General features: G+C 68.4%; 20 protein-coding genes. 12 read left to right on the top strand and 8 right to left on the bottom strand.

Annotation, left to right across the window (positions count from 1 at the left end; genetic code table 11):
* Window positions 1-32: 32 nt before the first annotated feature.
* From purF to AB4Y64_RS16405, 3 genes are read left to right on the top strand one after another with little or no spacing between them, the layout of a single operon-like run.
* A complete protein-coding gene (gene purF, locus AB4Y64_RS16415) occupies window positions 33-1,499 on the top strand; it encodes an amidophosphoribosyltransferase (RefSeq protein WP_441817539.1) in 1,467 nt (488 codons plus the stop codon).
* Between the two features lie 3 nt (window positions 1,500-1,502).
* A complete protein-coding gene (locus AB4Y64_RS16410; RefSeq protein ID WP_441817538.1) occupies window positions 1,503-1,859 on the top strand; it encodes a ribonuclease E inhibitor RraB in 357 nt (118 codons plus the stop codon).
* A 36-nt stretch (window positions 1,860-1,895) separates the two neighbouring features.
* Window positions 1,896-2,702 carry a ferritin-like domain-containing protein gene (locus AB4Y64_RS16405; RefSeq protein ID WP_441817537.1) on the top strand — a complete coding sequence of 269 codons (807 nt, stop codon included), beginning with the start codon at window positions 1,896-1,898 and terminating at the stop codon, window positions 2,700-2,702.
* Window positions 2,703-2,873: 171 nt separating this feature from the next.
* Here AB4Y64_RS16405 and lpxH read toward each other — a convergent pair whose 3' ends face one another.
* Window positions 2,874-3,608, bottom strand: a complete 735-nt coding sequence (lpxH, locus tag AB4Y64_RS16400) for a UDP-2,3-diacylglucosamine diphosphatase (RefSeq protein WP_441817536.1) — start codon at window positions 3,606-3,608, stop codon at window positions 2,874-2,876.
* A 154-nt stretch (window positions 3,609-3,762) separates the two neighbouring features.
* On the opposite strand from lpxH, the gene gltX reads away from it, so the two are divergent.
* Together gltX and AB4Y64_RS16390 are read left to right on the top strand one after the other, a co-directional pair.
* On the top strand, window positions 3,763-5,169 hold the full coding sequence (gltX, locus tag AB4Y64_RS16395) for a glutamate--tRNA ligase (protein WP_441817535.1): 1,407 nt from the start codon (window positions 3,763-3,765) through the stop codon (window positions 5,167-5,169).
* Between the two features lie 27 nt (window positions 5,170-5,196).
* Complete coding sequence (locus AB4Y64_RS16390; RefSeq protein WP_441817534.1) at window positions 5,197-5,691, top strand: transcriptional repressor; 495 nt, start codon at window positions 5,197-5,199, stop codon at window positions 5,689-5,691.
* A gap of 105 nt (window positions 5,692-5,796) precedes the next feature.
* Here the strand turns inward: AB4Y64_RS16390 and AB4Y64_RS16385 are convergent, their stop codons facing one another.
* Window positions 5,797-7,923, bottom strand: a complete 2,127-nt coding sequence (locus AB4Y64_RS16385) for a TonB-dependent receptor (RefSeq protein ID WP_441817533.1) — start codon at window positions 7,921-7,923, stop codon at window positions 5,797-5,799.
* Window positions 7,924-8,024: 101 nt separating this feature from the next.
* On the opposite strand from AB4Y64_RS16385, the gene AB4Y64_RS16380 reads away from it, so the two are divergent.
* Both AB4Y64_RS16380 and AB4Y64_RS16375 read left to right on the top strand, forming a co-directional pair.
* Window positions 8,025-8,435, top strand: coding sequence for a MerC domain-containing protein (locus AB4Y64_RS16380; RefSeq protein WP_441817532.1), 411 nt, complete (start codon window positions 8,025-8,027; stop codon window positions 8,433-8,435).
* A gap of 288 nt (window positions 8,436-8,723) precedes the next feature.
* Complete coding sequence (locus tag AB4Y64_RS16375) at window positions 8,724-8,918, top strand: 30S ribosomal protein THX (RefSeq protein ID WP_441817531.1); 195 nt, start codon at window positions 8,724-8,726, stop codon at window positions 8,916-8,918.
* A gap of 141 nt (window positions 8,919-9,059) precedes the next feature.
* Here AB4Y64_RS16375 and AB4Y64_RS16370 read toward each other — a convergent pair whose 3' ends face one another.
* A complete protein-coding gene (locus tag AB4Y64_RS16370) occupies window positions 9,060-10,262 on the bottom strand; it encodes a dipeptidase (RefSeq protein WP_441817530.1) in 1,203 nt (400 codons plus the stop codon).
* A gap of 74 nt (window positions 10,263-10,336) precedes the next feature.
* The gene (gene hutI, locus AB4Y64_RS16365) at window positions 10,337-11,563 is read right to left on the bottom strand and encodes an imidazolonepropionase (RefSeq protein WP_441817529.1); all 1,227 of its coding nucleotides are present in this window, start codon (window positions 11,561-11,563) and stop codon (window positions 10,337-10,339) included.
* 86 nt (window positions 11,564-11,649) lie between these two features.
* On the opposite strand from hutI, the gene AB4Y64_RS16360 reads away from it, so the two are divergent.
* The gene (locus AB4Y64_RS16360) at window positions 11,650-12,996 is read left to right on the top strand and encodes a formimidoylglutamate deiminase (protein ID WP_441817528.1); all 1,347 of its coding nucleotides are present in this window, start codon (window positions 11,650-11,652) and stop codon (window positions 12,994-12,996) included.
* A 15-nt stretch (window positions 12,997-13,011) separates the two neighbouring features.
* Here AB4Y64_RS16360 and AB4Y64_RS16355 read toward each other — a convergent pair whose 3' ends face one another.
* The 3 genes from AB4Y64_RS16355 to AB4Y64_RS16345 all read right to left on the bottom strand — a co-directional run bounded on the left by AB4Y64_RS16355 (window position 13,012) and on the right by AB4Y64_RS16345 (window position 16,514).
* Window positions 13,012-13,536 carry a methylated-DNA--[protein]-cysteine S-methyltransferase gene (locus tag AB4Y64_RS16355; protein ID WP_441817527.1) on the bottom strand — a complete coding sequence of 175 codons (525 nt, stop codon included), beginning with the start codon at window positions 13,534-13,536 and terminating at the stop codon, window positions 13,012-13,014.
* A complete protein-coding gene (locus AB4Y64_RS16350; protein WP_441817526.1) occupies window positions 13,533-15,116 on the bottom strand; it encodes an AlkA N-terminal domain-containing protein in 1,584 nt (527 codons plus the stop codon). Before AB4Y64_RS16350 ends, AB4Y64_RS16355 begins: the two co-directional genes overlap by 4 nt.
* 111 nt (window positions 15,117-15,227) lie before the next feature.
* Complete coding sequence (locus AB4Y64_RS16345; RefSeq protein ID WP_441817525.1) at window positions 15,228-16,514, bottom strand: alkaline phosphatase family protein; 1,287 nt, start codon at window positions 16,512-16,514, stop codon at window positions 15,228-15,230.
* Between the two features lie 152 nt (window positions 16,515-16,666).
* Between AB4Y64_RS16345 and AB4Y64_RS16340 the strand changes: the two genes are divergently transcribed.
* From AB4Y64_RS16340 to AB4Y64_RS16330, 3 genes are all read left to right on the top strand, one after another.
* Window positions 16,667-17,224, top strand: a complete 558-nt coding sequence (locus AB4Y64_RS16340) for a YybH family protein (protein WP_441817524.1) — start codon at window positions 16,667-16,669, stop codon at window positions 17,222-17,224.
* A 112-nt stretch (window positions 17,225-17,336) separates the two neighbouring features.
* Window positions 17,337-17,702 (top strand): hypothetical protein, encoded by a 366-nt coding sequence (locus AB4Y64_RS16335; RefSeq protein WP_441817523.1) that lies wholly within the window; start codon window positions 17,337-17,339, stop codon window positions 17,700-17,702.
* Between the two features lie 3 nt (window positions 17,703-17,705).
* On the top strand, window positions 17,706-18,170 hold the full coding sequence (locus tag AB4Y64_RS16330; protein WP_441817522.1) for a hypothetical protein: 465 nt from the start codon (window positions 17,706-17,708) through the stop codon (window positions 18,168-18,170).
* A gap of 13 nt (window positions 18,171-18,183) precedes the next feature.
* Here AB4Y64_RS16330 and AB4Y64_RS16325 read toward each other — a convergent pair whose 3' ends face one another.
* Window positions 18,184-18,768, bottom strand: coding sequence for a TetR/AcrR family transcriptional regulator (locus tag AB4Y64_RS16325; protein ID WP_441817521.1), 585 nt, complete (start codon window positions 18,766-18,768; stop codon window positions 18,184-18,186).
* Between the two features lie 190 nt (window positions 18,769-18,958).
* Between AB4Y64_RS16325 and hutU the strand changes: the two genes are divergently transcribed.
* Complete coding sequence (gene hutU, locus AB4Y64_RS16320) at window positions 18,959-20,623, top strand: urocanate hydratase (RefSeq protein WP_441817520.1); 1,665 nt, start codon at window positions 18,959-18,961, stop codon at window positions 20,621-20,623.
* Window positions 20,624-20,638: the final 15 nt, after the last annotated feature.

Below are 20,638 nucleotides of genomic sequence, written 5' to 3'. Positions count from 1 at the left end.
ACAACCCTTTTTACTCAGCAGGACTCATCACCATGTGCGGCATTCTCGGAATCGTCGGCCACAACGACGTCGCGGCGCAGCTCTACGACGGTCTGACGGTGCTGCAGCATCGTGGCCAGGACGCCGCCGGCATCGCCACCGCCAACGGCAGCAAGCTGCGCGTGCACAAGGGCAACGGCCTGGTCAACGAGGTCTTCGACGCCAAGGCGATGGCCCTGCTGGAAGGCCGCGTCGGCATCGGCCACTGCCGCTATCCCACCGCCGGCAGCGAAGGCTCCGACGAGGCGCAGCCCTTCTACGTCAACTCGCCATTCGGCATCGCACTGGCCCACAACGGCAACCTGATCAACACCGACGAGCTTCGTCGCGAGGTGTTCGAGCAGGACCGCCGCAACGTCAACACCGAGTCCGATTCGGAAGTGCTGCTCAATGTGTTCGCGCATGAGCTCGACACGCAGAAGGCGCTGAACCCGGAGGCCACGTTCCGCGCCATCGAGGGCGTGCACCGGCGCTGTGTCGGCGGGTTTGCGGTGGTTGCCACCGTGCTCGGCCTGGGCCTGGTCGCGTTCCGCGATCCCAACGGCATCCGTCCGCTGGTGCTGGGCAGGCGCCAGGGCAATGGCCAGGACGAGTACCTGGTTGCGTCGGAGTCGGTCGCCCTCGACCTGCTCGGTTTCGAACGCCTGCGCGACGTCCGCCCGGGCGAGGCGATCGTGATCACGCCACGCGGCGAGTTCTTCAGCCGCCAGTGCGCCGAACCGCGCCAGCACACGCCGTGCATCTTCGAGTACGTCTACTTCGCCCGTCCGGACTCGATGATGGACGAGGTCTCGGTGCACAAGGCGCGCATGCGCATGGGCCAGAAGCTCGGCGAGAAGATCCTGCGCCTGTGGCCGGACCACGACATCGATACCGTGATCCCGATCCCCGACACCTCGCGCGACGCGGCACTGGAAATCTCCAACGTGCTTGGCATCAAGTACCGCGAAGGCTTCATCAAGAACCGCTATGTCGGCCGCACCTTCATCATGCCGGGCCAGGGCGAGCGCGCGAAGTCGGTGCGCCGCAAGCTCAACCCGATCCCGCTGGAGTTCCGCAACCGCGTGGTGCTGCTGGTCGACGATTCGATCGTGCGCGGCACCACGTCCAAGCAGATCGTGCAGATGGCGCGCGATGCCGGTGCGCGCAAGGTCTACCTGGCCTCGGCCGCGCCGCCGGTGCGCTTCCCCAATGTCTACGGCATCGACATGCCGTCGGCCGAGGAACTGGTCGCGCACGACCGCAGCGACGACGAAGTGCAGAAGCTGCTCGGCTGCGACTGGCTGATCTACCAGGACCTGTCGGACCTGGAAGAGGCCGTGTCCGGTCCGAAGCACCGCATCGAGCATTTCGATTCGTCGTGCTTCAACGGCGAGTACGTCACCGGCATCGAGCCGGGCTATTTCGAGCGCATCAAGCAACTGCGTTCGGACGAAGCGAAAAAGACGCGGAGGGCCTGAGCCATGCACGAACTGCGCCGCATGATGATCCCCGACGACGAGAACGGCCAGGTGCTGCGGCAGATGCTCGACGACGGCGATGACCTCGACGTGCCGCGTGGCATCGAGTTCTTCCATGTGTTCGCCGAGGAGAGCGATGCCGAGGCGTTCATCGAAGCCGCCGCGGCATTGCCCGACCTGATGGTCGAGGACGCGGAAGTCGACGAGGAAGGCGTCTGGCAGGTGTGCGTGGTGCGCGTGATGGCGCCGTCGCACGCGGCCATCACCGCGCTGGAGTTGCAGCTGGGCGAGCTGGCCGAGTCGCACCGCGGCTATGCGGATGGCTGGGGCTGCCCGCCGGCGGACGAAACCTCGCACTGACACCGGCATGGCCTGCATGCCGAAACTGGCGCGCTGATGAGCGGCACGCTGTTCGCCGCCGCCCGTGGCTGCCTGGACGCGTCCACGCCGGACGACAAGCTGGCGCTGACTTTCGCCGCGGCCGAAGCCTTCGCCCGCGGCGAACTGGTCATCGATGAGGCGGCGCCTGCGCCGGAGCCAATCCGGATGCCCGGGCGCCCGGAGCGCCCGCTGCTGGTGCATCCGCGCGATCTGCCCAAGCGCGGCTTCGGCACGGTCGACGGCCGTGCGGCGTTCATCCACGCCATCGCCCATATCGAGTTCAACGCGATCGACCTGGCCTGGGATGCGGCTTACCGTTTTCGCGGGATGCCATTCGGGTTCTACGCCGACTGGGTAGGCGTGGCCGCCGACGAGGCGCGCCACTTCGCGATGTTGCGTGCGCGCCTGCGCGAGTTCGATCGCGACTACGGCAGTTTCGATGCGCACAACGGTCTGTGGGAAATGGCCGAGAAGACCGCGCACGACGGCCTGGCGCGCATGGCGCTGGTGCCGCGCGTGCTGGAAGCGCGCGGCCTGGACGTGACGCCGGCGATGATCGTCAAGCTGCGTTCGCTTGGCGACGATGCCACTGCCGAAATCCTGGAGGTGATCCTGCGCGAGGAAGTGGCGCATGTCGCCGCGGGGTCACGCTGGTTCCGCTGGTACTGCGAACGCGCCGGTATCGAGCCCGCGCCGAGGTTCCGGGAGCTGCTCGGCGAGTACGCGCGGGCGGTGCTGTACGGGCCGTTCAATCATGCCGCGCGCAGTGCGGCCGGATTCGATGACGAGGAGCTGGCGGCGCTGGAGAAACTGGCGGGGTAGGGGCCTTCTGCGGCAGACGACATCCTGTCTTTATGCCGGGCGCGGGACATCCATGTCCCGCTGCTACGCAATCCCCGGCGCGGTGGACGCCGCTCCGGCAATTCGTTTCATGGTCTTCGTCTGAAAGCCGTCATTCCCGCGAAGGCGGGAACCCGGTGACTTGGGGTGATGTCAGCCAATCGTCTGCAGGTCGTACCCATCCGCGCTCACGCGCAGCACCGAGCCCTGGTCGTACCAGTCGCCCAGGACGATGCGCAGGCAGGCGTGGCCGTCGACTTCGAGTTCGTGCATCGCCGGGCGGTGGGTGTGGCCGTGGATGATCGTCTCGATGCCGAAGCGGCTGATCGTGCTTTCCACCGTCGCCGGCGCGACGTCGGTGATCGTTTCCATCGTGCCCTGGGTCTTCAGGCCGCTCTGGTGCGCCTTGCTCGCGGCACGTGCCTGCTGGGCGAAGGCGATGCGTGCCGCCAGCGGCTGCGAGAGGAACTGTGCTTGCCACTGCGGATTGCGCGTCTGCGTGCGGAACTGCTGGTAGGCGACATCGTCGGTACACAGCAGGTCGCCGTGCATCAGCAGGGTGGGGCGGCCGTACAGCACCACCACCGTCGGATCGGGCAGGATGCGCGCGCCGGCGCGGCGGGCGAATTCCTCCGCGACCAGGAAATCGCGGTTGCCGCGGATGAAGTACACCGGCACGCCCGAGTCGTGCAGCGCTCGCAGCTCGCCGGCGACGAAGGCGCCGGTTTCGGACGGGTCGTCGTCGCCGACCCAGGCCTCGAACAGGTCGCCAAGGATGTACAGCGCGTCGGCGCCACGGGCTTCGTTGCGGATGAACTGGCCGAACAGCTCGGTGATCTGCGGACGCTCGGCGTCCAGGTGGAGGTCGGAGATGAACAAGGTGGTCATGGTGTGATTCTAGGGCACGGGCTTGTGGCTGAGGCCGGGCGATGCTTCGACTTCGTGCCTGCGGCGCTGCGTTCTGGACGAACGGTTGCCCGGTTCGGTCGCCGGGCCGCCACTCCGGTAAAATCCCCGTTTTCCGCCGTACCCCGAGCCCCGCATGAGCTGCCGCACCCGTTTCGCCCCCAGTCCCACCGGCTACCTGCACATCGGCGGCGCTCGCACCGCGCTGTACTGCTGGCTGGAAGCGCGGCGCCGTGGCGGGCAGTTCATCCTGCGCGTGGAGGACACCGACCGCGAACGCAGCACCCAGGAGGCGATCGACGCCATCCTGCAGGCGATGGACTGGCTCGGGCTGGATTACGACGAGGGCCCGATCTACCAGACCCAGCGCCTGGATCGTTACCGCGAGGTCGCCGAGCAGATGATCGCGGCCGGCACCGCCTACTACGCCTACGAGACCAAGCAGGAGCTCGAGGCGATGCGCGAGGCCGCCATCGTCGCCGGCGACAAGCCGCGGTACAACGGTGCCTACCGTGAGCGCAAGGAAGGCTATCGCGACGATCCCAACCGCGTCATCCGCTTCAAGAATCCGTATGACGGCGTGGTTGCCTGGGACGACAAGGTCAAGGGCCGCATCGAGTTTGCCAATGGCGAGCTCGACGACCTGGTGATCTTCCGATCCGACGGCTATCCGACCTACAACTTCGCGGTCGTGGTCGATGACCTGGACATGGGCATCACCGATGTCGTGCGCGGCGACGATCACGTCAACAACACCCCGCGCCAGATCAACATCTATCACGCACTGGGCGCGGAAGTGCCGCACTTCGCCCACCTGCCGATGATCCTGGACCCGGAAGGCGCCAAGCTGTCCAAGCGCACCGGCGCCGCCGACGTCATGCAGTACCGCGACATGGGCTACCTGCCGCACGCGTTGCTCAATTACCTGGTGCGTCTGGGCTGGTCGCACGGCGATCAGGAAGTGTTCTCGATCGCGGAGATGACCGGACTGTTCGATCTCAAGGACGTCAATTCCAAGGCTTCGCGCCTGGACCCGGCCAAGCTCGGCTGGCTGAACCAGCAGTACCTGAAATCCGACGATCCGGCCGAGGTCGGCGAGCATCTGCTGTGGCATCTGCGCGAGCAGGGCTACGACCTCGACAAGGGACCGGCGGCCAAGGATGTCGTCATCGCCCTGCGTGATCGCGTGCAGACCCTCAAGGAGATGGCCGAGCGCGCCGCGGTGTGGTTCCAGCCGCTGACGCAGTACGACGATGCCGCTGTCGCCAAGCACCTGGTCGCGACGGCGCGCGCGCCGCTGGCCGATGCGCGCGAGCGCCTGGCCGCGCTCCCGCAGTGGAGCGCCGAAAGCGTGTCGGCGGCCCTGCACGAGACTGCCGCGGCGCTCGGCATCGGCATGGGCAAGGTTGCCCAGCCGCTGCGCGTGGCCGTCACCGGCACCCAGGTCAGCCCGGACATCTCCCATACCGTCTACCTGGCGGGGCAAGGCGAGGCGGTGGCGCGCATCGACGCAGCCCTTGCAAAACTGCCGGCCGGGGCCTAAATCAGGGTCATCCCTGACGATCCGCCGATGAGCCAACACGACCACGCCTGCACCGACCCCAAGCACCACGTCCACGATGGCGACGCCTTCGTGCAGGAGGTGGAGCGGTCGTGCGAGCAGCGTGGCCTGCGGCTCACGCCGATCCGCGCGCATGCGTTGCGCCTGATTGCCGATGCGGGTCGGCCGGTCAAGGCCTATGAACTGCTTGATCAGATGAAGGCCACGCACGATGCCGCGGCGCCGCCGACGGTGTACCGCGCCCTCGACTTCCTGCTCGAGCACGGCTTCATCCACAAGCTCGCTTCGATCAACGCCTTCGTCGGCTGCCACCATCCGGGCGCGGCGCAGCACGCGGTGCCGTTCCTGATCTGCGACCGATGCCAGTCGGCGACCGAGCTGGAAGACGAGCGCATCGTCGAGCTGCTCGATTCGCGTGCACGCGCGCTGGGGTTCACCGCCCAGGCGCAGACGCTGGAAGTGCACGGCGTCTGCGCGAACTGCGCGGGTAAGGAAGCGGCCTGAGCTGGGCCGCAGCAGGCGCGAGTTGAATGGATCCCGGCGTTCGCCGGGATGACGGTGGGGGTCGAGTCACTGGGTTCCCGCCTTCGCGGGAATGACGTGCTGGCGTCAGAAGAACGCGCGCACGCCGAAGGCGACGCCGCGGCCCGGAAGCGGGGCGACGTCCTTGAGGAACGACGTGTGTACGCGCGCTTCCTCGTCGAGCAGGTTGCTGCCGTCGGCGAACAGTTCCCATGCGTTTCCGGCGGCGGTGTCGCGGTGCCAGGCCACGTGCGCATCGACCAGGGTGTAGCCGGGCGTCGCGCTTTCGAACTCGGCCACGTCGTCCTGCTTGGCATAGCGGACCGCGCCCATCGACGCGCGCCAGCGGCCCAGTTCCCAGCGCAGCTCACCACCGATACGGCCGGGGGCGATGCGCGGCAGGTTGCCGCCACGGGCGAGGTCGACCGTGTACTCGTCGCTGTGATCGCCATGCGGCACCGAGAAGCTCAGCTCGCGCGTCCCGCTGCCGCTGAGTTCGCCGTGGACGATGTCGCCGAACACGCGCGCTTCCCAGGTGCCGCTGTTGTTGTCGGCGAAGTTCCAGCTGGCTTCGGCTTCGCCGCCGTTGAAGCGGGCGTTGTCCTGGGTCCACACGCGCACCGGGCCATCGACGTCCTCGACGCCGGTGTCGGCCAGGTAGATGAAGTCGTCATAGCGGACGTGGTAGAGCGACGCGCCGAGCTTGAATGGCCCGTTGTGCCAGTGCAGCCCGACCTCGGCGCGATTGGCAGTCTCCACATCCAGGTTCGGCGATCCCAGTTCGATGCTCGAGGTGGCGACGTGCAGGCCGTCGGAGTAGAGCTCTTCGGACGTCGGCGAGCGCTGCGCGCGGTCCAGGCCGAACGAGAGGTGCCAGGACTGGTTGATGTCCCACTTCAGCGCGGCCGACAGGCTGCTGGTGTTGAAGTCGCGATCGGGGCCGATCGCGATCGCGTCATCGACGTCGATGCGGTTGCGGTCGACGCGCGCGCCCAGCTCCGCCTTGACCGGGCCGTAGGCATGCTGGCCCAGCCAGAACAGGCCGGCGTCGTTCGACTTCGACGGCGGCACGAAGGCTTCGGCGCCGATCGCTTCGAAGTCGCGCTGGCCCCATTGCAGGCCCACTGCGCCGTCCCAGCCGAGCAGCGGCTCGTGGACGAGTTCGATGCGTCCTTCGGTGCTGGTGTTCTCGAAGATGGTGCCGGTTTCCTCGCCTTCGAATTCGGTGTGGGTGTATTCGGTGCGTGCGACCTTTGCCCGCAGCGACTTGAACGGTCCGAGGTTGTCGAGGCCACCGCGCAGTTCGTAGCGGTGCTGGTCCATCGAGATGGTGACCGGCCCTTCTTCGCCTTCGTGCGTGGCGCCGGGGATGCCGTAGAGCGTGTTGAACAGGCTGGCGCCGACGCCGACAAAGCCGCGGCTGCCGATCCAGGTCACGCCAAGCGCGCCACTGTCGGTGCGCACCGCGCTGTTGGGCAGCGTGCCCTTGTCGGCCGGATCCGGCGTTTCGCCCTCGGCCGCCATGCGCTGCGCGCTCTCGGGGTAGCCGGGAATGTCGTAATTACCGGTCTCGCGGTGCAGGCCATCGGCGTGGAACACGAAACCGCCACCGGACGACGTGCCATCGAGGCGGAACATGCCGCTCTTCTCGTCGTTGACGGTATTGCCACGCACCTCGGCGCGGCCCTGCAGCGGCTCATCGGTCACCGCCTCGGGAATGCGGCCATCGACGACGTTGACCGCGCCACCGATGGCACCGCTGCCATAGAGCAGGGTCGCCGGGCCCTTCAGCACCTCGATCTGGTCGGCCAGGAACGGCTCGACGCTGACCGCGTGGTCGACGCTGACCGTGGACACGTCGCCGGAGCCCAGGCCGTCGCTCAGCACCTGCACGCGCGCACCGTCGAAGCCGCGCACGATCGGCCGGCCGACGCCGGGGCCGAAGTACGACGATTGCACGCCGGGTAGCTTGCTGACGGTCTCGCCGATCGAGTTCGCCTTGACCTCGTCGAGCTTCTCGCCAGACAGCACCTCGACCGGGCGCGCCAGATCCTCCGCGGTGCCCGCCAGCGGGGTCGCCTTGACCTCGACGCCGGCCAGGTCGGTGGTCTGGTGGTCGTGCTGGTCGGGGACTTCATCGGCCGGCTGGGCGGCCTGGGCGGCGAGGGGGAGGGCGATGGCCAGGGCCAGGACGAGGGGGAGGCGGCGGGGCATGCAGCGGTTTGGCATGGGTTCGGGTAAAGTGGCGTGGCGGATTCCGTGGAATGTTATATTATAACAGTCCGCGCTTCTGCACTCCCCCGGAAGTCATGCTCATGCCGCCCATCCGCCCCCGCAGCCTGATCGACCGCCTCGGCGCCTTTGGCTCGCTGCTGTGCGCGATCCACTGCGCGCTGTTGCCGGTGCTGATTGCGACGTTGCCGTCGCTGGGCGTTGCGACATGGCTGGGAAGCAGCTTCGAGGCCGGGTTCGTGATCTTCGCCACCTCCCTGGGGCTCTTCAGCACGCTCTCGGGCTACCGCCGCCACCATGGCCTGCGCGCGTTGTCGCTGGTCGTGCCGGGCCTGCTGCTGCTGTGGCTGGGCGTGATGTTCCGCCCGCTGCACGAAAGCGTGATCCCACACGCCATCGCGATGACGCTGGGCGGCACGCTGGTGGGTCTGGGCCACCTGGCGAACCTGCGCCTGAACCACGGCCACGTTCATGACGCGAGCTGCGTGCATTAGTTTGAAAGCTGCGCATTCAAAGCCGATCCCAAAATTTGCGGTGCAAATTCAGGGCCCCAGCTGTCGCCTCCCGATCCCCGCCCCTGCCGGGGCGCCCCCTTACCAAGGGGGCTCTGGTGCGGTTGGGGCGTGTCATCCCGGCGTATGCCGGGATCCAGGCTCGGGCGCTCGGCGGAGCGTGCCGTGGGAAATGGGGGGCGGGGGCGGGCCCGTGCTAAACTTTGCGGCCGCGCATTCTTATAACGCCGCACCTGTGTGCGGATTTTCGATAGTTCCAGGAGCACGACCATGGGTAAAGGCGACCGCAAGACCGCCAAAGGCAAGCGCTACAACTCCAGCTACGGCAACGCCCGCAGCAGCTCGACCGTGACCAAGGCCACCGGCAACGCCGCTGCGCCGGTCGCCAAGAAGGCGACCAAGACCGTGGCCAAGGCCCCGGTTGCCAAGAAGGCGCCTGCCAAGAAGACCGCTTCCAAGGAATAAGCGCCCCGGCGCTGGTTCCAAACGAAAAAGCCCCGCTCCGGCGGGGCTTTTTTGTTTTCAGCTGCCCAAGACCGTGCCTCGACGCACCCAAGCGTTGTCCCTGCGGACAGCGCCACCCCGAAGCCGAGCCGCATCAACGCATCAGCGTGAAGTCGCTGCCTTCTCCACCGCAGTCCACACCCGCAGCAGGTTGCCGCCGAGGATCTTGCGGATGTCCGCATCGGAATGGCCGCGCTTCTGCAGACCGGCAACCAGGTTCGGATAGTCCGCAACCGATTGCAGCTCGGCCGGCAGATTGCCGCTGACGCCATCGAAGTCCGAACCGATGCCGACGTGGTCGATGCCGATCAGCTTCACCGCGTAGTCGATCTGGTCCAGCACCGCGTCGATGTGCGTGACCGGCATCGGGTGCGCGTCCTTCCACGCCTCCTCGAAGTCGTCCTTCGAGCGCGCCGGCTTGCCGGCAGCCACCAGCGCCGCATTCTCGCGATCGAAATCCGCCTCGGCCTGGAACGAAGCCTGCAGATCCGACGCCGCCTTGGCATCGATGAAGCCGGTGCCGAACACCAGCTGCACCACACCGCCCTCGGCCGCGACCGCCTTGGCCAGCTCATCGCTGATGTTGCGCTCGAAGCCCGGCGTGAAGTGGCGCATGCCCGAGTGGCTGGCGATCACTGGCACGTCGGTCACGGCCAGCACATCGCTGATCGCCTCGTCCGACAGATGCGACACATCGACCATGATGCCCAGGCGATTCATCTCGGCGACCACCTTCTCGCCGAACGGACTCAACCCGCCCCACTTCTTCTGCAGCGCATAGGACGAATCGCTGATGCGGTTGTTGGCGCTGTGGGCGAGCGTGATGTAGCGCACGCCGCGCTGGTGGAACAACGCCAGCTGCGACAGATCGGCGCCGATCGGCGCACCGTTCTCCATGCCCAGCGCCAGCAGCACGCGACCGCCGCTGCGCAGGCGCGCGACATCGGCCGGCGAGGTGAGCTTGGCGAACTGGTCCGGGTGCCGGCCGACCATGGCCTCGACCGCGTCGATCTGGGTGTTGGCGACCTGCCATGCCGTGCCGGCGTTGTCCTCGTCGGGCGAGGTGTAGATCGACATGAAGGCGATGTCGAGCCCGCCCTGGCGCGCACGCGGATAGTCGAACTCCTTGGCGGGCGTCGCCTTGCCCAGATCGTCCCAGTGCGACATCAGCTCGCTCGGCGCATCGATGTGCGTGTCGACGATGATCGCGTCCTGGGCCAGCCGCTGCGCAGCGTCGTTGTTGGCGGCCAGCGCGGGCGCTGCGGCAATGGACAGGGTAAGGCCGAATACGAACGGAAAACGCATGATTTCTCCCCAGAACGTGCGTGAACGAATACGGGCGGAGTCGCCCGCATGGATGCCGATAGTGGTAACGATGCTCAGATGACGCGATGCCCGCCTGCGTGCACGGCCTGTGCGAGGCGGCCACCGAGCCAGTAGCACAGCTCGGCGGGATGATGGACGTTCCACAGTGCGAAGTCGGCGCGCGCACCCACGCGCAGCACGCCGCGGTCGTGCAGGCCAAGCGCGCGCGCGGCGTTGACGGTGGCGCCCCGCAGCGCTTCCTCGGGCGTCAGGCGGAAATGCGTGCAGGCCAACTGCATCGCCTGGCGCAACGACTGCAGCGGCGAAGTGCCAGGATTGCAGTCAGTGGCGACCGCCATCGGCACGCCGAGTTCGCGGAAGGCATCCAGCGGCGGCAAGCGGGTTTCGCGCAGCACGTGGAAGGCGCCCGGCAGCAGCACCGCGACGGTGCCGTGGGCCGCCATCGCACGAACGCTCTGGAGGCTGGTGTGTTCGACGTGGTCGGCCGAGAGGCCATCGAAGGATGCGGCCAGGGCCGCGCCGCCGAGGTCGCTGAGCTGGTCGGCGTGCAGCTTGACCGGCAGGCCGAGTGAACGTGCGACTTCGAACAGCTTGCGCGTCTGCGCGGGGCTGAAGCCGATGCCTTCACAGAATGCATCGACCGCATCGACCAGTCCGTCGGCGTGCAGTCGCGGCAACCATTCGATCGCCGCGTCGATGTAGTCGTCGCTGCGCCCGGCGTACTCCGGCGGCAGCGCATGCGCGGCCAGGTAGGTCGTGCGCACGCCGACGCCCAGCTGTTCCAGGCGCCGGGCAACGCGCAGCATCTTGCGTTCGTTGTCGAAATCCAGGCCGTAGCCGGACTTGATCTCCAGCGTGGTCACGCCGTCGGTGATCAGTGCGTGCGCGCGCGGCAGCGACTGCCTCAGCAGTTCGCTCTCATCGGCGGCGCGGGTGGCGGCGACGGTGGAGAGGATGCCGCCACCTGCGCGGGCGATGTCTTCGTAGCTGGCGCCCTGCAGGCGCAGTTCGAACTCGCGCGCGCGGTCGCCGGCGAACACCAGGTGGGTATGGCAATCGACCAGGCCCGGCGTGATCCAGCCCGTGCTCTCGATCACCTCACGGGCCAGGCGCTGCGGGGCGTCGGGCAGGTCGGCGCGGGGGCCGACGAAGGTCAGCAGGTCGTCCTTCCAGGCCAGCGCGCCGTCGATGATTTCCGCATAGCCCCGTGGCGAATCCAGGGTGGCCAGGGAGGCGCCGAGGACGATGCCGTCCCAGGCCTGATGGGTGCTTGCGGTCATGCAGCGATTCTAGCCACGTTTGCGCGATCGCAGCAGTCGCGCCCGACGATTCGCCAACGCCACCCCGGCGGGCGACAATCGAGACCATGAAGACCCTCGACGCCGCGATGTTGTGGACCCCGGACGGCTGGCAGGCCGATGCCGGTTTCGTCATCGACGACCAGGGCTGCATCGCCGCGGTCGAGGGCGCCGAACCCACCGCCAGTGCAAGCTGGGTCGTGCCCGGCATCGCCAACCTGCACTCGCACGCATTCCAGCGGGCGATGGCCGGCATGGCCGAGCGCCAGACCAATCCGGAGGATTCGTTCTGGACCTGGCGCGAGACCATGTACCGGTTCGCCGCGCGCTTCAGCCCGGAGCTGCTGCAGGCGGTGGCGGCCCAGCTCTATGCGGAAATGCTGGAGGCCGGCTACACCACGGTCTGCGAGTTCCACTATCTGCACCACGCGCCGGACGGCCGGCCCTACGACGACCCGGCGGCGATGTCGCGCGCGTTGATCGCGGCCGCGCGCGAAACCGGCATCCGCCTGACCCTGCTGCCGGTGCTGTACATGACCGGCGGCTTCGACGGCCGCGCCCTGGGCGAGCGCCAACGCCGGTTCGGGCACGACCTCGATGCCTATCTGCGGTTGATCGACACGCTGTGCGAGGAGGCCGGTACGGACCTGCACATCGGCTGCGCCCTGCACAGCCTGCGTGCGGTACCGGCCGATGCGATGGCGGCGGTGCTGGCCGCGCTGCCGCCGGCGATGCCGGTGCATATCCACATCGCCGAACAGGTCGGCGAGGTGCAGGACTGCCTGGCGATCCGCAACGCCCGCCCGGTCGAATGGCTGCTCGATCACGCCGCCGTCGACGTGCGCTGGACCCTGGTCCACGCCACCCACCTGACCGCCGCGGAGGTGCAGGGCATTGCCCGCAGCGGCGCCACGGTGGCGATCTGTCCGACCACCGAGGCCAACCTCGGCGACGGCCTGTTCCCGCTGCGCGACTTCCTTGCTGCAGGCGGACGCTGGGGCATCGGCTCGGATTCGCATATCTCGGTGTCGCCGGTCGAGGAGCTGCGCTGGCTCGAATACGGGCAACGCCTGATCACCCGTCATCGCAATATCGCCGTGCGGCCGGCATCGCCAAGCGTGGGCGAGACCCTGATGAAGGACGTGTCCGCGAGTGCGCGCCAGTCCACCGGACACGCCATCGGCCAGCTCGCGGCAGGCGGGTTCGCCGACGCGGTAGTGCTCGACACCGACGCGCCGGCGTTGTTCGGGCTGACACCGGGCGATGCGATCGATCGCTGGATCTTCAGCGGCAACCGCAACCTCGTGCGTGACGTGCATGTCGGCGGGCGACGCGTGGTCGAAGGGGGACATCACCTGCACCGCGCCACGATTGCCGCGCGCTACCGTTCGGCGATGGCGCGGTTGCTGGCGTAGCGCGAGAGCGCACCCCTACGCGGGCGCGCCGAAAAGGTCGAGGCTGGCGCTTTGAGAGATGGTGGGCAGCGCGCCTTCCATCTGCAGCAGGAACTGCTTGGTGGGCAGGCCGCCGCCGAATCCGGTCAGGCTGCCGTCGCTGCCGATCACGCGGTGGCAGGGCAGCACCAGCGGCAACGGATTGCGGCCATTGGCGGCGCCCACCGCGCGCACCGCGGCCGGTTTGCCAATGCGTTGCGCCAGCTGCGCGTAGCTGATCGTCGCGCCGTAGGGGATCGCCGCCAGCGTTTGCCAGACCTCGCGCTGGAACGGCGTGCCTTGCGGCGCCAGTTCCAGTTCGAAATCGCGACGCTTGCCGGCGAAGTACTCGTCGAGCTGGCGCGTGGCCAGGCGCAGCAGCGCATTGTCGCCTTGGCGCCACTGAGCATTGCGTCGCATCGGATGGCGGGGCGTGTGGAATTCGATCAGGTGCAGGCCGTCATCGCTCGCTGCCAGCAGCAGCGGGCCGACCGGGCTGGCGATGGTGGTGTGCACGATCATGGCGTCGCGCCCGCCGATGGCGCGCCGCGGCGTCGGGTCGCGGTCGTCTTGCCCGCAGGTGCGGCAACCTTGGCAACCTTCGTCACCGGTGGCAGCGGTTGCGTCATGGTGTTGCGCCACAGGTGGAACACGGCGTAGCCGCGCCACGGACGCCAGGCCTGCGACTCGAGGTTCAGCGCCTTCGCGGTCAGGCGCGAGCCGTCGCCGGGGACCGCGCGTTGCAGCACCAGGTCCTCGGCCGGGAAGGCGTCGGGATGGCCAAGTGCGCGCAGGGCGATGTACTGCGCCGTCCATGGTCCGATGCCGGGCAGCGCCACCCAGCGTGCGGTGAAGTCGTCGAGCGTGCGCTCGGCGCGGAAGTCGACGCGGCCGTCGAGCAGTGCGCGCGCCACCGTGTGGATCGTCGCTGCGCGTGCGCGGGTCATGCCGATCGCACTGAGGTCGGCGTCGGCCAGTGCCTGCGGCGTCGGGAACAGGTGTTCCAGGCCGGGTGCGAACGGATGCGGCAGCGGTTGCCCGAAGCGTTGCGCCAGGCGTGCGGCGACGGTGCGCGCAGCCGCCACGCTGACCTGCTGGCCGATGATCGCGCGCATGGCGATCTCGAAGCCGTCCCAGCCGCTGGGCAGGCGCAGGCCCGGGCGCCTGGCCAGCAGCGGGGCCAGGCGCGGGTCGGCTGACAGTGCTGCGGAAATCGCTTGCGGATCGGCGTCCAGATCGAACATGCGGCGCAGCCGCTGCACGATTTCCAGCAGGCGCGACGACGCCGGACCGTGCAGTTCCAGCTTCAGCGCATGCTCGCCGCCGGGCCAGGCACTGACGCGCAGCCAGCCGGCCTGTTCGATCGGACCGATCACGCGCGAATAGCTGTGCGCATCGACGACTTCCACGCCCGGCAGGGCGCGGCCGCGGAGGAAGTCGAGCATCGCTTCGAGGTCATACGGAGGCCGATAGCCCAGCCGCAGCGTCAGCGCCTGGCTGCGGTCGTGGCGTTCGTGGTCGCGCTGCTTGCGCAGGTCGCGTGGCGCCATGCGGTAAGCGGCGCGGAAGGCGTCGTTGAAACGGCGCAGGCTGCCGAAACCCGAAGCGAGCGCGACTTCGGTGATCGGCAGTGTCGTCTCGGTCAGCAACTGCTTGGCGAACAGCAGGCGGCGGGTGCCGTGCACGCCCATGGGCGCCACGCCGACGCGTTCGACGAACAGGCGTCGCAACTGCCGTTCGCCGAGACCGACGCGCTCGGCCAGCGCCGACAGCGGTTGTTCGGAAAGCGCGCCGTCATCGATCAGCTTCAGTGCCCGCGCCAGCGCGGCATCGCCGCGACGCCAGCTGCCGTCGTCCGGCGACAGCTCCGGCCGGCAGCGCAGGCAGGGGCGGAATCCGGCGGCCTCGGCTGCCGCGGCGTGGCGGTAATAGGCCACCTTCTTCGCCATCGGCGCCGGGCAGACCGGGCGGCAATAGATGCGCGTGCTCGGCACGGCGGTGAAGAACAGTCCGTCGAAGCGCGGGTCGCGGCTCTTGCGGGCCTGCTCGCAGACCTGCCAGTCGGGAAGGACGTCGGAATGGCTGGGGGGCGTCGTCGTCATGGTTGCAGGCTAGCACCGCCGAACGGGGCGGACTGGCCGGATTCGGACATCGACGTGGCAGGCCCGCGCAGGCCTCCTTCCGGGGCGGTCATGCCGCGAGTGGGCACGCCGTCAGTGGGCGCGCGCCTCGCGCAGCGCCGGCAGCAACGTGGCCGGGTCGCCGTCGTTGGGCGCGGCCGGGATCTGCAGCAGCCGCGTCAGCAACGGATAGACATCGACGTTATCGAACGCCGGCAGCACCGCGCCAGTGCGGAACGAAGGGCCGCGTGCGAGGAAGATCGCGCGCATCGATGGCAGCGCCGGATCGAAGCCATGCGATCCGCGGGTGATGCCGGCCGGTCGTTGCGCGAGCTTTTCGCGTGGCAATGCGTCCCAGCCTTCATGCATCTGGCAAACGATTGGCGGTACCCGCGGATTGCTGCCGTAGCGCCAGCGTGCGGGCAGTCCGGCCTTGCGCCAGCAATCGTATTGCGCATGCGCACCGAGCAGGCGCGCTGCGACAAATGCCTCGCGACCGGGCTTTGGGGCAATGCCGATCGACTGGCCGATCGAGACGACGGTGGCGTCGTCCGGCGCGACCATGTCTTCGACGGCGATGGCATGCCCGGGGCCGACGTTGGCCATGCCGTGGTCGGACACCACGATCAGATCGATGCGATCGAGTTGTCCGCGCGCAGCCAGCTCATCGAGCAGGCGGCCGATGGCCATGTCTATCGCGACGACGGCCTGGCGGACCTGCAGCGAGTCCGGGCCGTGGTCGTGCCCGGCCACGTCGAGCTGGTCGAAGTACAGCGTTGCCAGTTGCGGTCGCGTCGCCGCGGGTTCGGCGAACCATGCCAGGACCTGCTCGACGCGGGCGTTGGCACTGAGGTCCTTGTCGAACGGCAGCCAGCGCTGCGGACGGCGGCCCTGGATCGCCGCTTCGCTGCCCGGCCAGAACATCGTCGCCGTGCGCAGCCCGGCCTTGTCGGCGCCGACCCAGATCGGCTCGCCGCCCCACCACTGCGGAATGGCCACGGCATCGCGATCGGCCGCGCGGAAGGTGCCAAGCCCGTCGTCCCACATGCTGTTGTGGACGATGCCGTGGTGGTCCGGGCGCAGGCCGGTGACCAGGGTGTAGTGGTTGGGAAAGGTGAGCGACGGGTAGGACGGATTCATCCAGCGCGCGCGCACCCCCTGTGCGGCGATCCGCGCCAGGTTCGGGGTGATGCCGCGGTTGAGGTAGTCGGCGCGGAAACCGTCGATCGACACCAGCAGCAGGGCATTGGCCCGTGCGGCGGACGGGGCTGACGGCGCCGCCGGCAATGCGCGCGGCGGCGGAGTGGAGCAACCGGCCAGGATCGTGGCGAGGAGGAGGGTCAGGCAGGCGGCCGCGGCCGCGAAACGGTTCGAAGGCATCGGCCGATGATAGCCAGCCCGTGTTGCGGCAGGACTTCGGCGGCACCCTGGAATGAGTCGGCATGACCTCGGCATGACCTCGGCATGACTTTCGTCGCTGGTCCGCGGCGGCGACCTTGCCGATAGTGGCGCCTGGTTCCGGGAGCGTCGTCATGAAGCCACTCGCAGGCCGTGCAGGCATGGCCCTGTTCTTCGTTCTCGCAAGCGCAACCGCCGTAGCCGGGCAGCCGCCGGGCAAGCCTGTGCCCGCGGTGCAGTTGAGCGGAGAGGAATGCGGGGTCTGGGCACGCGAGCTGAGCTTTGCCCGATCGGTGGCCGAGCACGATGCCGTTGCCTTTGCCGCGCACGTGGAAGCCGATGCGGCGTTCGGCGCGAGCGGCCCGGAACCGACCCGCGGCCGCGACGAGATCACCCGGCGCTGGGGCGCGATCATCGATGGCAAGCGCGTCAGGCTGGACTGGTATCCGACCCGCACCACCATCGGCGGCGTCGGCGACATCGCCTGGTCGAGCGGGCCGTCGCTGTTCGAAGACCCCGATCCCAAGGCGGAGCATCGCTACCGGATAGGCGACTTCCACTCGGTCTGGCACCGCGGCGCGGACGGCCAGTGGCGGGTGCTGTTCGACGATGGCAGCGAGCCGCGACCGGTCAGCGAGGCCGAGGCCGTGGCGTTCCGTGAAGGCCGCCGGACGATCTGTCCACAAGCCTGACGAAGGACTGAATGGTCACGCGGTGGCCGCCACCCGGCTGCCATGGCGGGCGTATCGTGGAATCGCGGCAATGCCGCCGCCCTGTCGCTGGCACGATGCCAAAGGTGATGCCATGAAGCGCATGTCCCGCACTTTGATTGCGGTGAGCATTGCTGGTCTGCTCGCTGCTTCGTTCGCAGTTCCCGCGCAGACCGCCGCGACGCAGGTCGCTCCGGCGCAGGCCGCTCCGGCGCAGAGCGCCTCCGGGCACAGTGAAGCGGTTGCCGCCCAGGACGCACCTGCGGACAAGTCCGAGCTGCAAACGCCATCCAACTGCCTGCAGTCCACCGGTTCGCGCATCCGCCCGGTCGATCGCAAGACCGGCAAGCCACTGTGCAACCAGGGGCCCGGACGCAGCTACGCGCGCAGCGACATCGACCGCACCGGCCAGACCGACATCGCCGACGCCTTGCGTCACCTCGATCCGTCGATCTACTAGGCCGTGAAGTCGTCGCTGCCGGTTGTCGTGGCGCTCGCTGCATGGCTGGCGGCGACGAGCGTGCATGCGCAGTCGAACTCGTTGCAGCCGCCGCCGCTGGTCGCGCCGATACCGCCGCCCACCTCGCCGGTGAGCAGCAAGCCCACGCGCGCTGGCAGCGACGCCGCCAAGCTCAGTCGTGACATCGACGCGGCCAGTCGCCGCGTCCAGGCCGACGGCGTGCGCAACGACATCGATCGTGCCGACCAGCAGTTGCAGTCCGATCGCGCCCAGTACGAGCGCGAGCGGGGCGCCAATCCAACGCGCGGCAACGAACTGCGCCAGCAATACGATCAGAAGCAGGCCGACCACGACGCTTGGCGCGTGGGCAAGGAACGCGAACGCGACCAGCTCGAAACCGAGCCCATGCCCGAGCCGCCGCCGCCGAACGACATCCCTCCGGTGCAGCCGCGCGTGCGCGTGCCGTAACGGCCGCCGCAGGCTACTGCTGCAGGCCGGTCAGCAGCCGCTGCAGCGAGGCATCGTAATAGCGGCGAAAGGCGGCCTCGTCGAAGCTGAAACGCCCGGCGCGGTACAGCGCGATCAAACCGTGCGTGTGCGCCCACAGCGTCATCGTCACGTCCCAGACATCGTCCTGGCGCAGCACGCCAGCGCGCATGGCGTCTTCAACGGCATCGGCGACCACGTTGAGGGTAGGCGACAGGCGGGCATGGAAATCCTCCGGGAAGCGGCGGGCATCGCTGCGCGGCGTCGAGAAGGCATGATCGAAGCGGTGCGGGTGGGCGAGGGCGAAATCGAGATAGATGCGCTGCACGGCCAGCAACCGCTCGCGCACGTCGCCGCCCCGCCCGCGCGCGTGCCAGTGGCGCGCGATCGCATCGAAGCTGTCCTCGCTCATGCGCTTGAGCAGCGCCTCGCGATTGGGGAAGTGGCGATAGATCGCCATCGGCGTCAGCCCGACCGCCGCCGCGACACGGCGCATGCTGACCCCGGCCGCGCCTTCGCGATCGAACAGCACCAGCGCGGCGCGGAGGATGCGGTTGGCGGTGTCGGTCGGGCGGCTCATGTATACAGCGTATACAAAAGGCTCGCGGAAGGCTCCATCTGCACCCGATCCGCGCCGATTCGACCGGATCGCGAACGATCGGCGGCATCGCGCGACGGCGCCGGCGCGATAATTCCCCTCGAACCTATCCATGGTGAACCTTCCATTGCGACCACGCGCCCGCGTGGCCTGCCGCTGCCGGAGCCATCCGATGTCCACCCGCAAAGATCCCTCCCGCGTCATCCGTGCGCCGCGCGGCACCGAGTTGAGCTGCAAGTCCTGGCTGAGCGAAGCCGCGTACCGGATGATCCAGAACAACCTCGACGCCGAGGTTGCCGAGAATCCGACCGAGCTGGTGGTCTACGGCGGCATCGGCCGCGCCGCGCGCGACTGGGAAAGCTATGACGCGATCCTCAAGTCGCTGCGTGAGCTTGAAGACAACGAGACGCTGCTGATCCAGTCGGGCAAGCCGGTCGGCGTGTTCCCTACCCACGCCGATGCACCGCGCGTGCTGCTGGCCAATTCCAACCTGGTGCCGCACTGGGCAACCTGGGAGCACTTCAACGCCCTCGATAAGAAGGGCCTGATGATGTACGGGCAGATGACCGCCGGCAGCTGGATCTACATCGGCAGCCAGGGCATCGTCCAGGGCACCTACGAGACCTTCGTCGAGATGGGTCGCCAGCACTACGGCGGCAGCCTCAAGGGCAAGTGGATCCTCACCGCCGGCCTGGGCGGCATGGGCGGCGCGCAGCCGCTGGCGGCGTCGCTGGCCGGTGCCTGCAGCCTCAACATCGAATGTCAGCAGAGCCGCATCGACATGCGCCTGCGCACGCGCTATGTCGACGAGCAGGCCACCGACCTCGACGACGCCCTGGCGCGCATCGAGAAGTACTGCGAGGCCGGCGAGGCGAAGTCGATCGCGCTGCTGGGCAATGCCGCCGAGATCCTGCCGGAGCTGGTGCGCCGCGGCGTGCGTCCGGATGCGGTCACCGACCAGACCAGCGCGCACGATCCGGTGCATGGCTACCTGCCGATCGGCTGGAGCGTGGAGCAGTGGCAGCGCATGCAGGGCGAAGACCCGGGCCGCGTGCGCGATGCCGCCAAGAAGTCTATGCGCGTGCACGTCGAGGCGATGCTGGCGTTCGAGGACATGGGCATCCCGGTGTTCGACTACGGCAACAACATCCGCCAGATGGCAAAGGACGAAGGCTGCGAGAACGCGTTCGACTTCCCGGGCTTCGTCCCGGCGTACGTGCGTCCGCTGTTCTGCCGCGGCGTCGGCCCGTTCCGCTGGGTCGCGCTGAGCGGCGATCCGGAGGACATCTACAAGACCGACGCCAAGGTCAAGGAACTGATTCCCGACGACGCCCACCTGCATCGCTGGCTCGACATGGCGCGCGAACGCATCAGCTTCCAGGGCCTGCCGGCGCGCATCTGCTGGGTCGGCCTGGGCCTGCGCCACAAGCTCGGGCTGGCCTTCAACGAGATGGTGCGCAATGGCGAGTTGAAGGCGCCGGTGGTGATCGGCCGCGACCATCTCGACAGCGGCTCGGTGGCCTCGCCCAACCGCGAGACCGAGGCGATGAAGGATGGCAGCGACGCAGTCAGCGACTGGCCCCTGCTCAACGCGATGCTCAACGTCGCCGGTGGCGCCACCTGGGTCTCGCTGCACCACGGCGGTGGCGTCGGCATGGGTTACTCGCAGCACTCGGGCGTGGTGATCGTGTGCGACGGCAGCGAAGAAGCCGACAAGCGCCTGGCGCGCGTGCTGTGGAACGACCCGGGCACCGGCGTGATGCGCCATGCCGACGCGGGCTATGACATCGCCAAGGCATGTGCGAAGGAGCAGGGGTTGAAGCTGCCGATGGTGTGAAGGCGAACGCCGAGG

Source organism: Lysobacter sp. TAF61 (assembly GCF_052113485.1).
GTDB lineage: Bacteria > Pseudomonadota > Gammaproteobacteria > Xanthomonadales > Xanthomonadaceae > Lysobacter_J.
Note: the sequence above shows the minus strand (reverse complement) of the source record. Positions and strands in the feature narration are given on the sequence as shown.

What these genes read in the sequence shown, in the direction of transcription:
- AB4Y64_RS16370 (WP_441817530.1), bottom strand. Translation starts at nt 10,262, where the DNA reads ATGCGTTTTCCGTTCGTATTCGGCCTTACCCTGTCCATTGCCGCAGCG.
- AB4Y64_RS16385 (WP_441817533.1), bottom strand. Translation starts at nt 7,923, where the DNA reads ATGCCCCGCCGCCTCCCCCTCGTCCTGGCCCTGGCCATCGCCCTCCCC.
- AB4Y64_RS16380 (WP_441817532.1), top strand. Translation starts at nt 8,025, where the DNA reads ATGCCGCCCATCCGCCCCCGCAGCCTGATCGACCGCCTCGGCGCCTTT.
- AB4Y64_RS16325 (WP_441817521.1), bottom strand. Translation starts at nt 18,768, where the DNA reads ATGAGCCGCCCGACCGACACCGCCAACCGCATCCTCCGCGCCGCGCTG.
- hutI (WP_441817529.1), bottom strand. Translation starts at nt 11,563, where the DNA reads ATGACCGCAAGCACCCATCAGGCCTGGGACGGCATCGTCCTCGGCGCC.
- AB4Y64_RS16350 (WP_441817526.1), bottom strand. Translation starts at nt 15,116, where the DNA reads ATGACGACGACGCCCCCCAGCCATTCCGACGTCCTTCCCGACTGGCAG.
- AB4Y64_RS16355 (WP_441817527.1), bottom strand. Translation starts at nt 13,536, where the DNA reads ATGATCGTGCACACCACCATCGCCAGCCCGGTCGGCCCGCTGCTGCTG.
- AB4Y64_RS16375 (WP_441817531.1), top strand. Translation starts at nt 8,724, where the DNA reads ATGGGTAAAGGCGACCGCAAGACCGCCAAAGGCAAGCGCTACAACTCC.
- AB4Y64_RS16410 (WP_441817538.1), top strand. Translation starts at nt 1,503, where the DNA reads ATGCACGAACTGCGCCGCATGATGATCCCCGACGACGAGAACGGCCAG.
- purF (WP_441817539.1), top strand. Translation starts at nt 33, where the DNA reads ATGTGCGGCATTCTCGGAATCGTCGGCCACAACGACGTCGCGGCGCAG.
- gltX (WP_441817535.1), top strand. Translation starts at nt 3,763, where the DNA reads ATGAGCTGCCGCACCCGTTTCGCCCCCAGTCCCACCGGCTACCTGCAC.
- AB4Y64_RS16335 (WP_441817523.1), top strand. Translation starts at nt 17,337, where the DNA reads ATGAAGCGCATGTCCCGCACTTTGATTGCGGTGAGCATTGCTGGTCTG.
- AB4Y64_RS16340 (WP_441817524.1), top strand. Translation starts at nt 16,667, where the DNA reads ATGAAGCCACTCGCAGGCCGTGCAGGCATGGCCCTGTTCTTCGTTCTC.
- hutU (WP_441817520.1), top strand. Translation starts at nt 18,959, where the DNA reads ATGTCCACCCGCAAAGATCCCTCCCGCGTCATCCGTGCGCCGCGCGGC.
- lpxH (WP_441817536.1), bottom strand. Translation starts at nt 3,608, where the DNA reads ATGACCACCTTGTTCATCTCCGACCTCCACCTGGACGCCGAGCGTCCG.
- AB4Y64_RS16390 (WP_441817534.1), top strand. Translation starts at nt 5,197, where the DNA reads ATGAGCCAACACGACCACGCCTGCACCGACCCCAAGCACCACGTCCAC.
- AB4Y64_RS16360 (WP_441817528.1), top strand. Translation starts at nt 11,650, where the DNA reads ATGAAGACCCTCGACGCCGCGATGTTGTGGACCCCGGACGGCTGGCAG.
- AB4Y64_RS16405 (WP_441817537.1), top strand. Translation starts at nt 1,896, where the DNA reads ATGAGCGGCACGCTGTTCGCCGCCGCCCGTGGCTGCCTGGACGCGTCC.
- AB4Y64_RS16345 (WP_441817525.1), bottom strand. Translation starts at nt 16,514, where the DNA reads ATGCCTTCGAACCGTTTCGCGGCCGCGGCCGCCTGCCTGACCCTCCTC.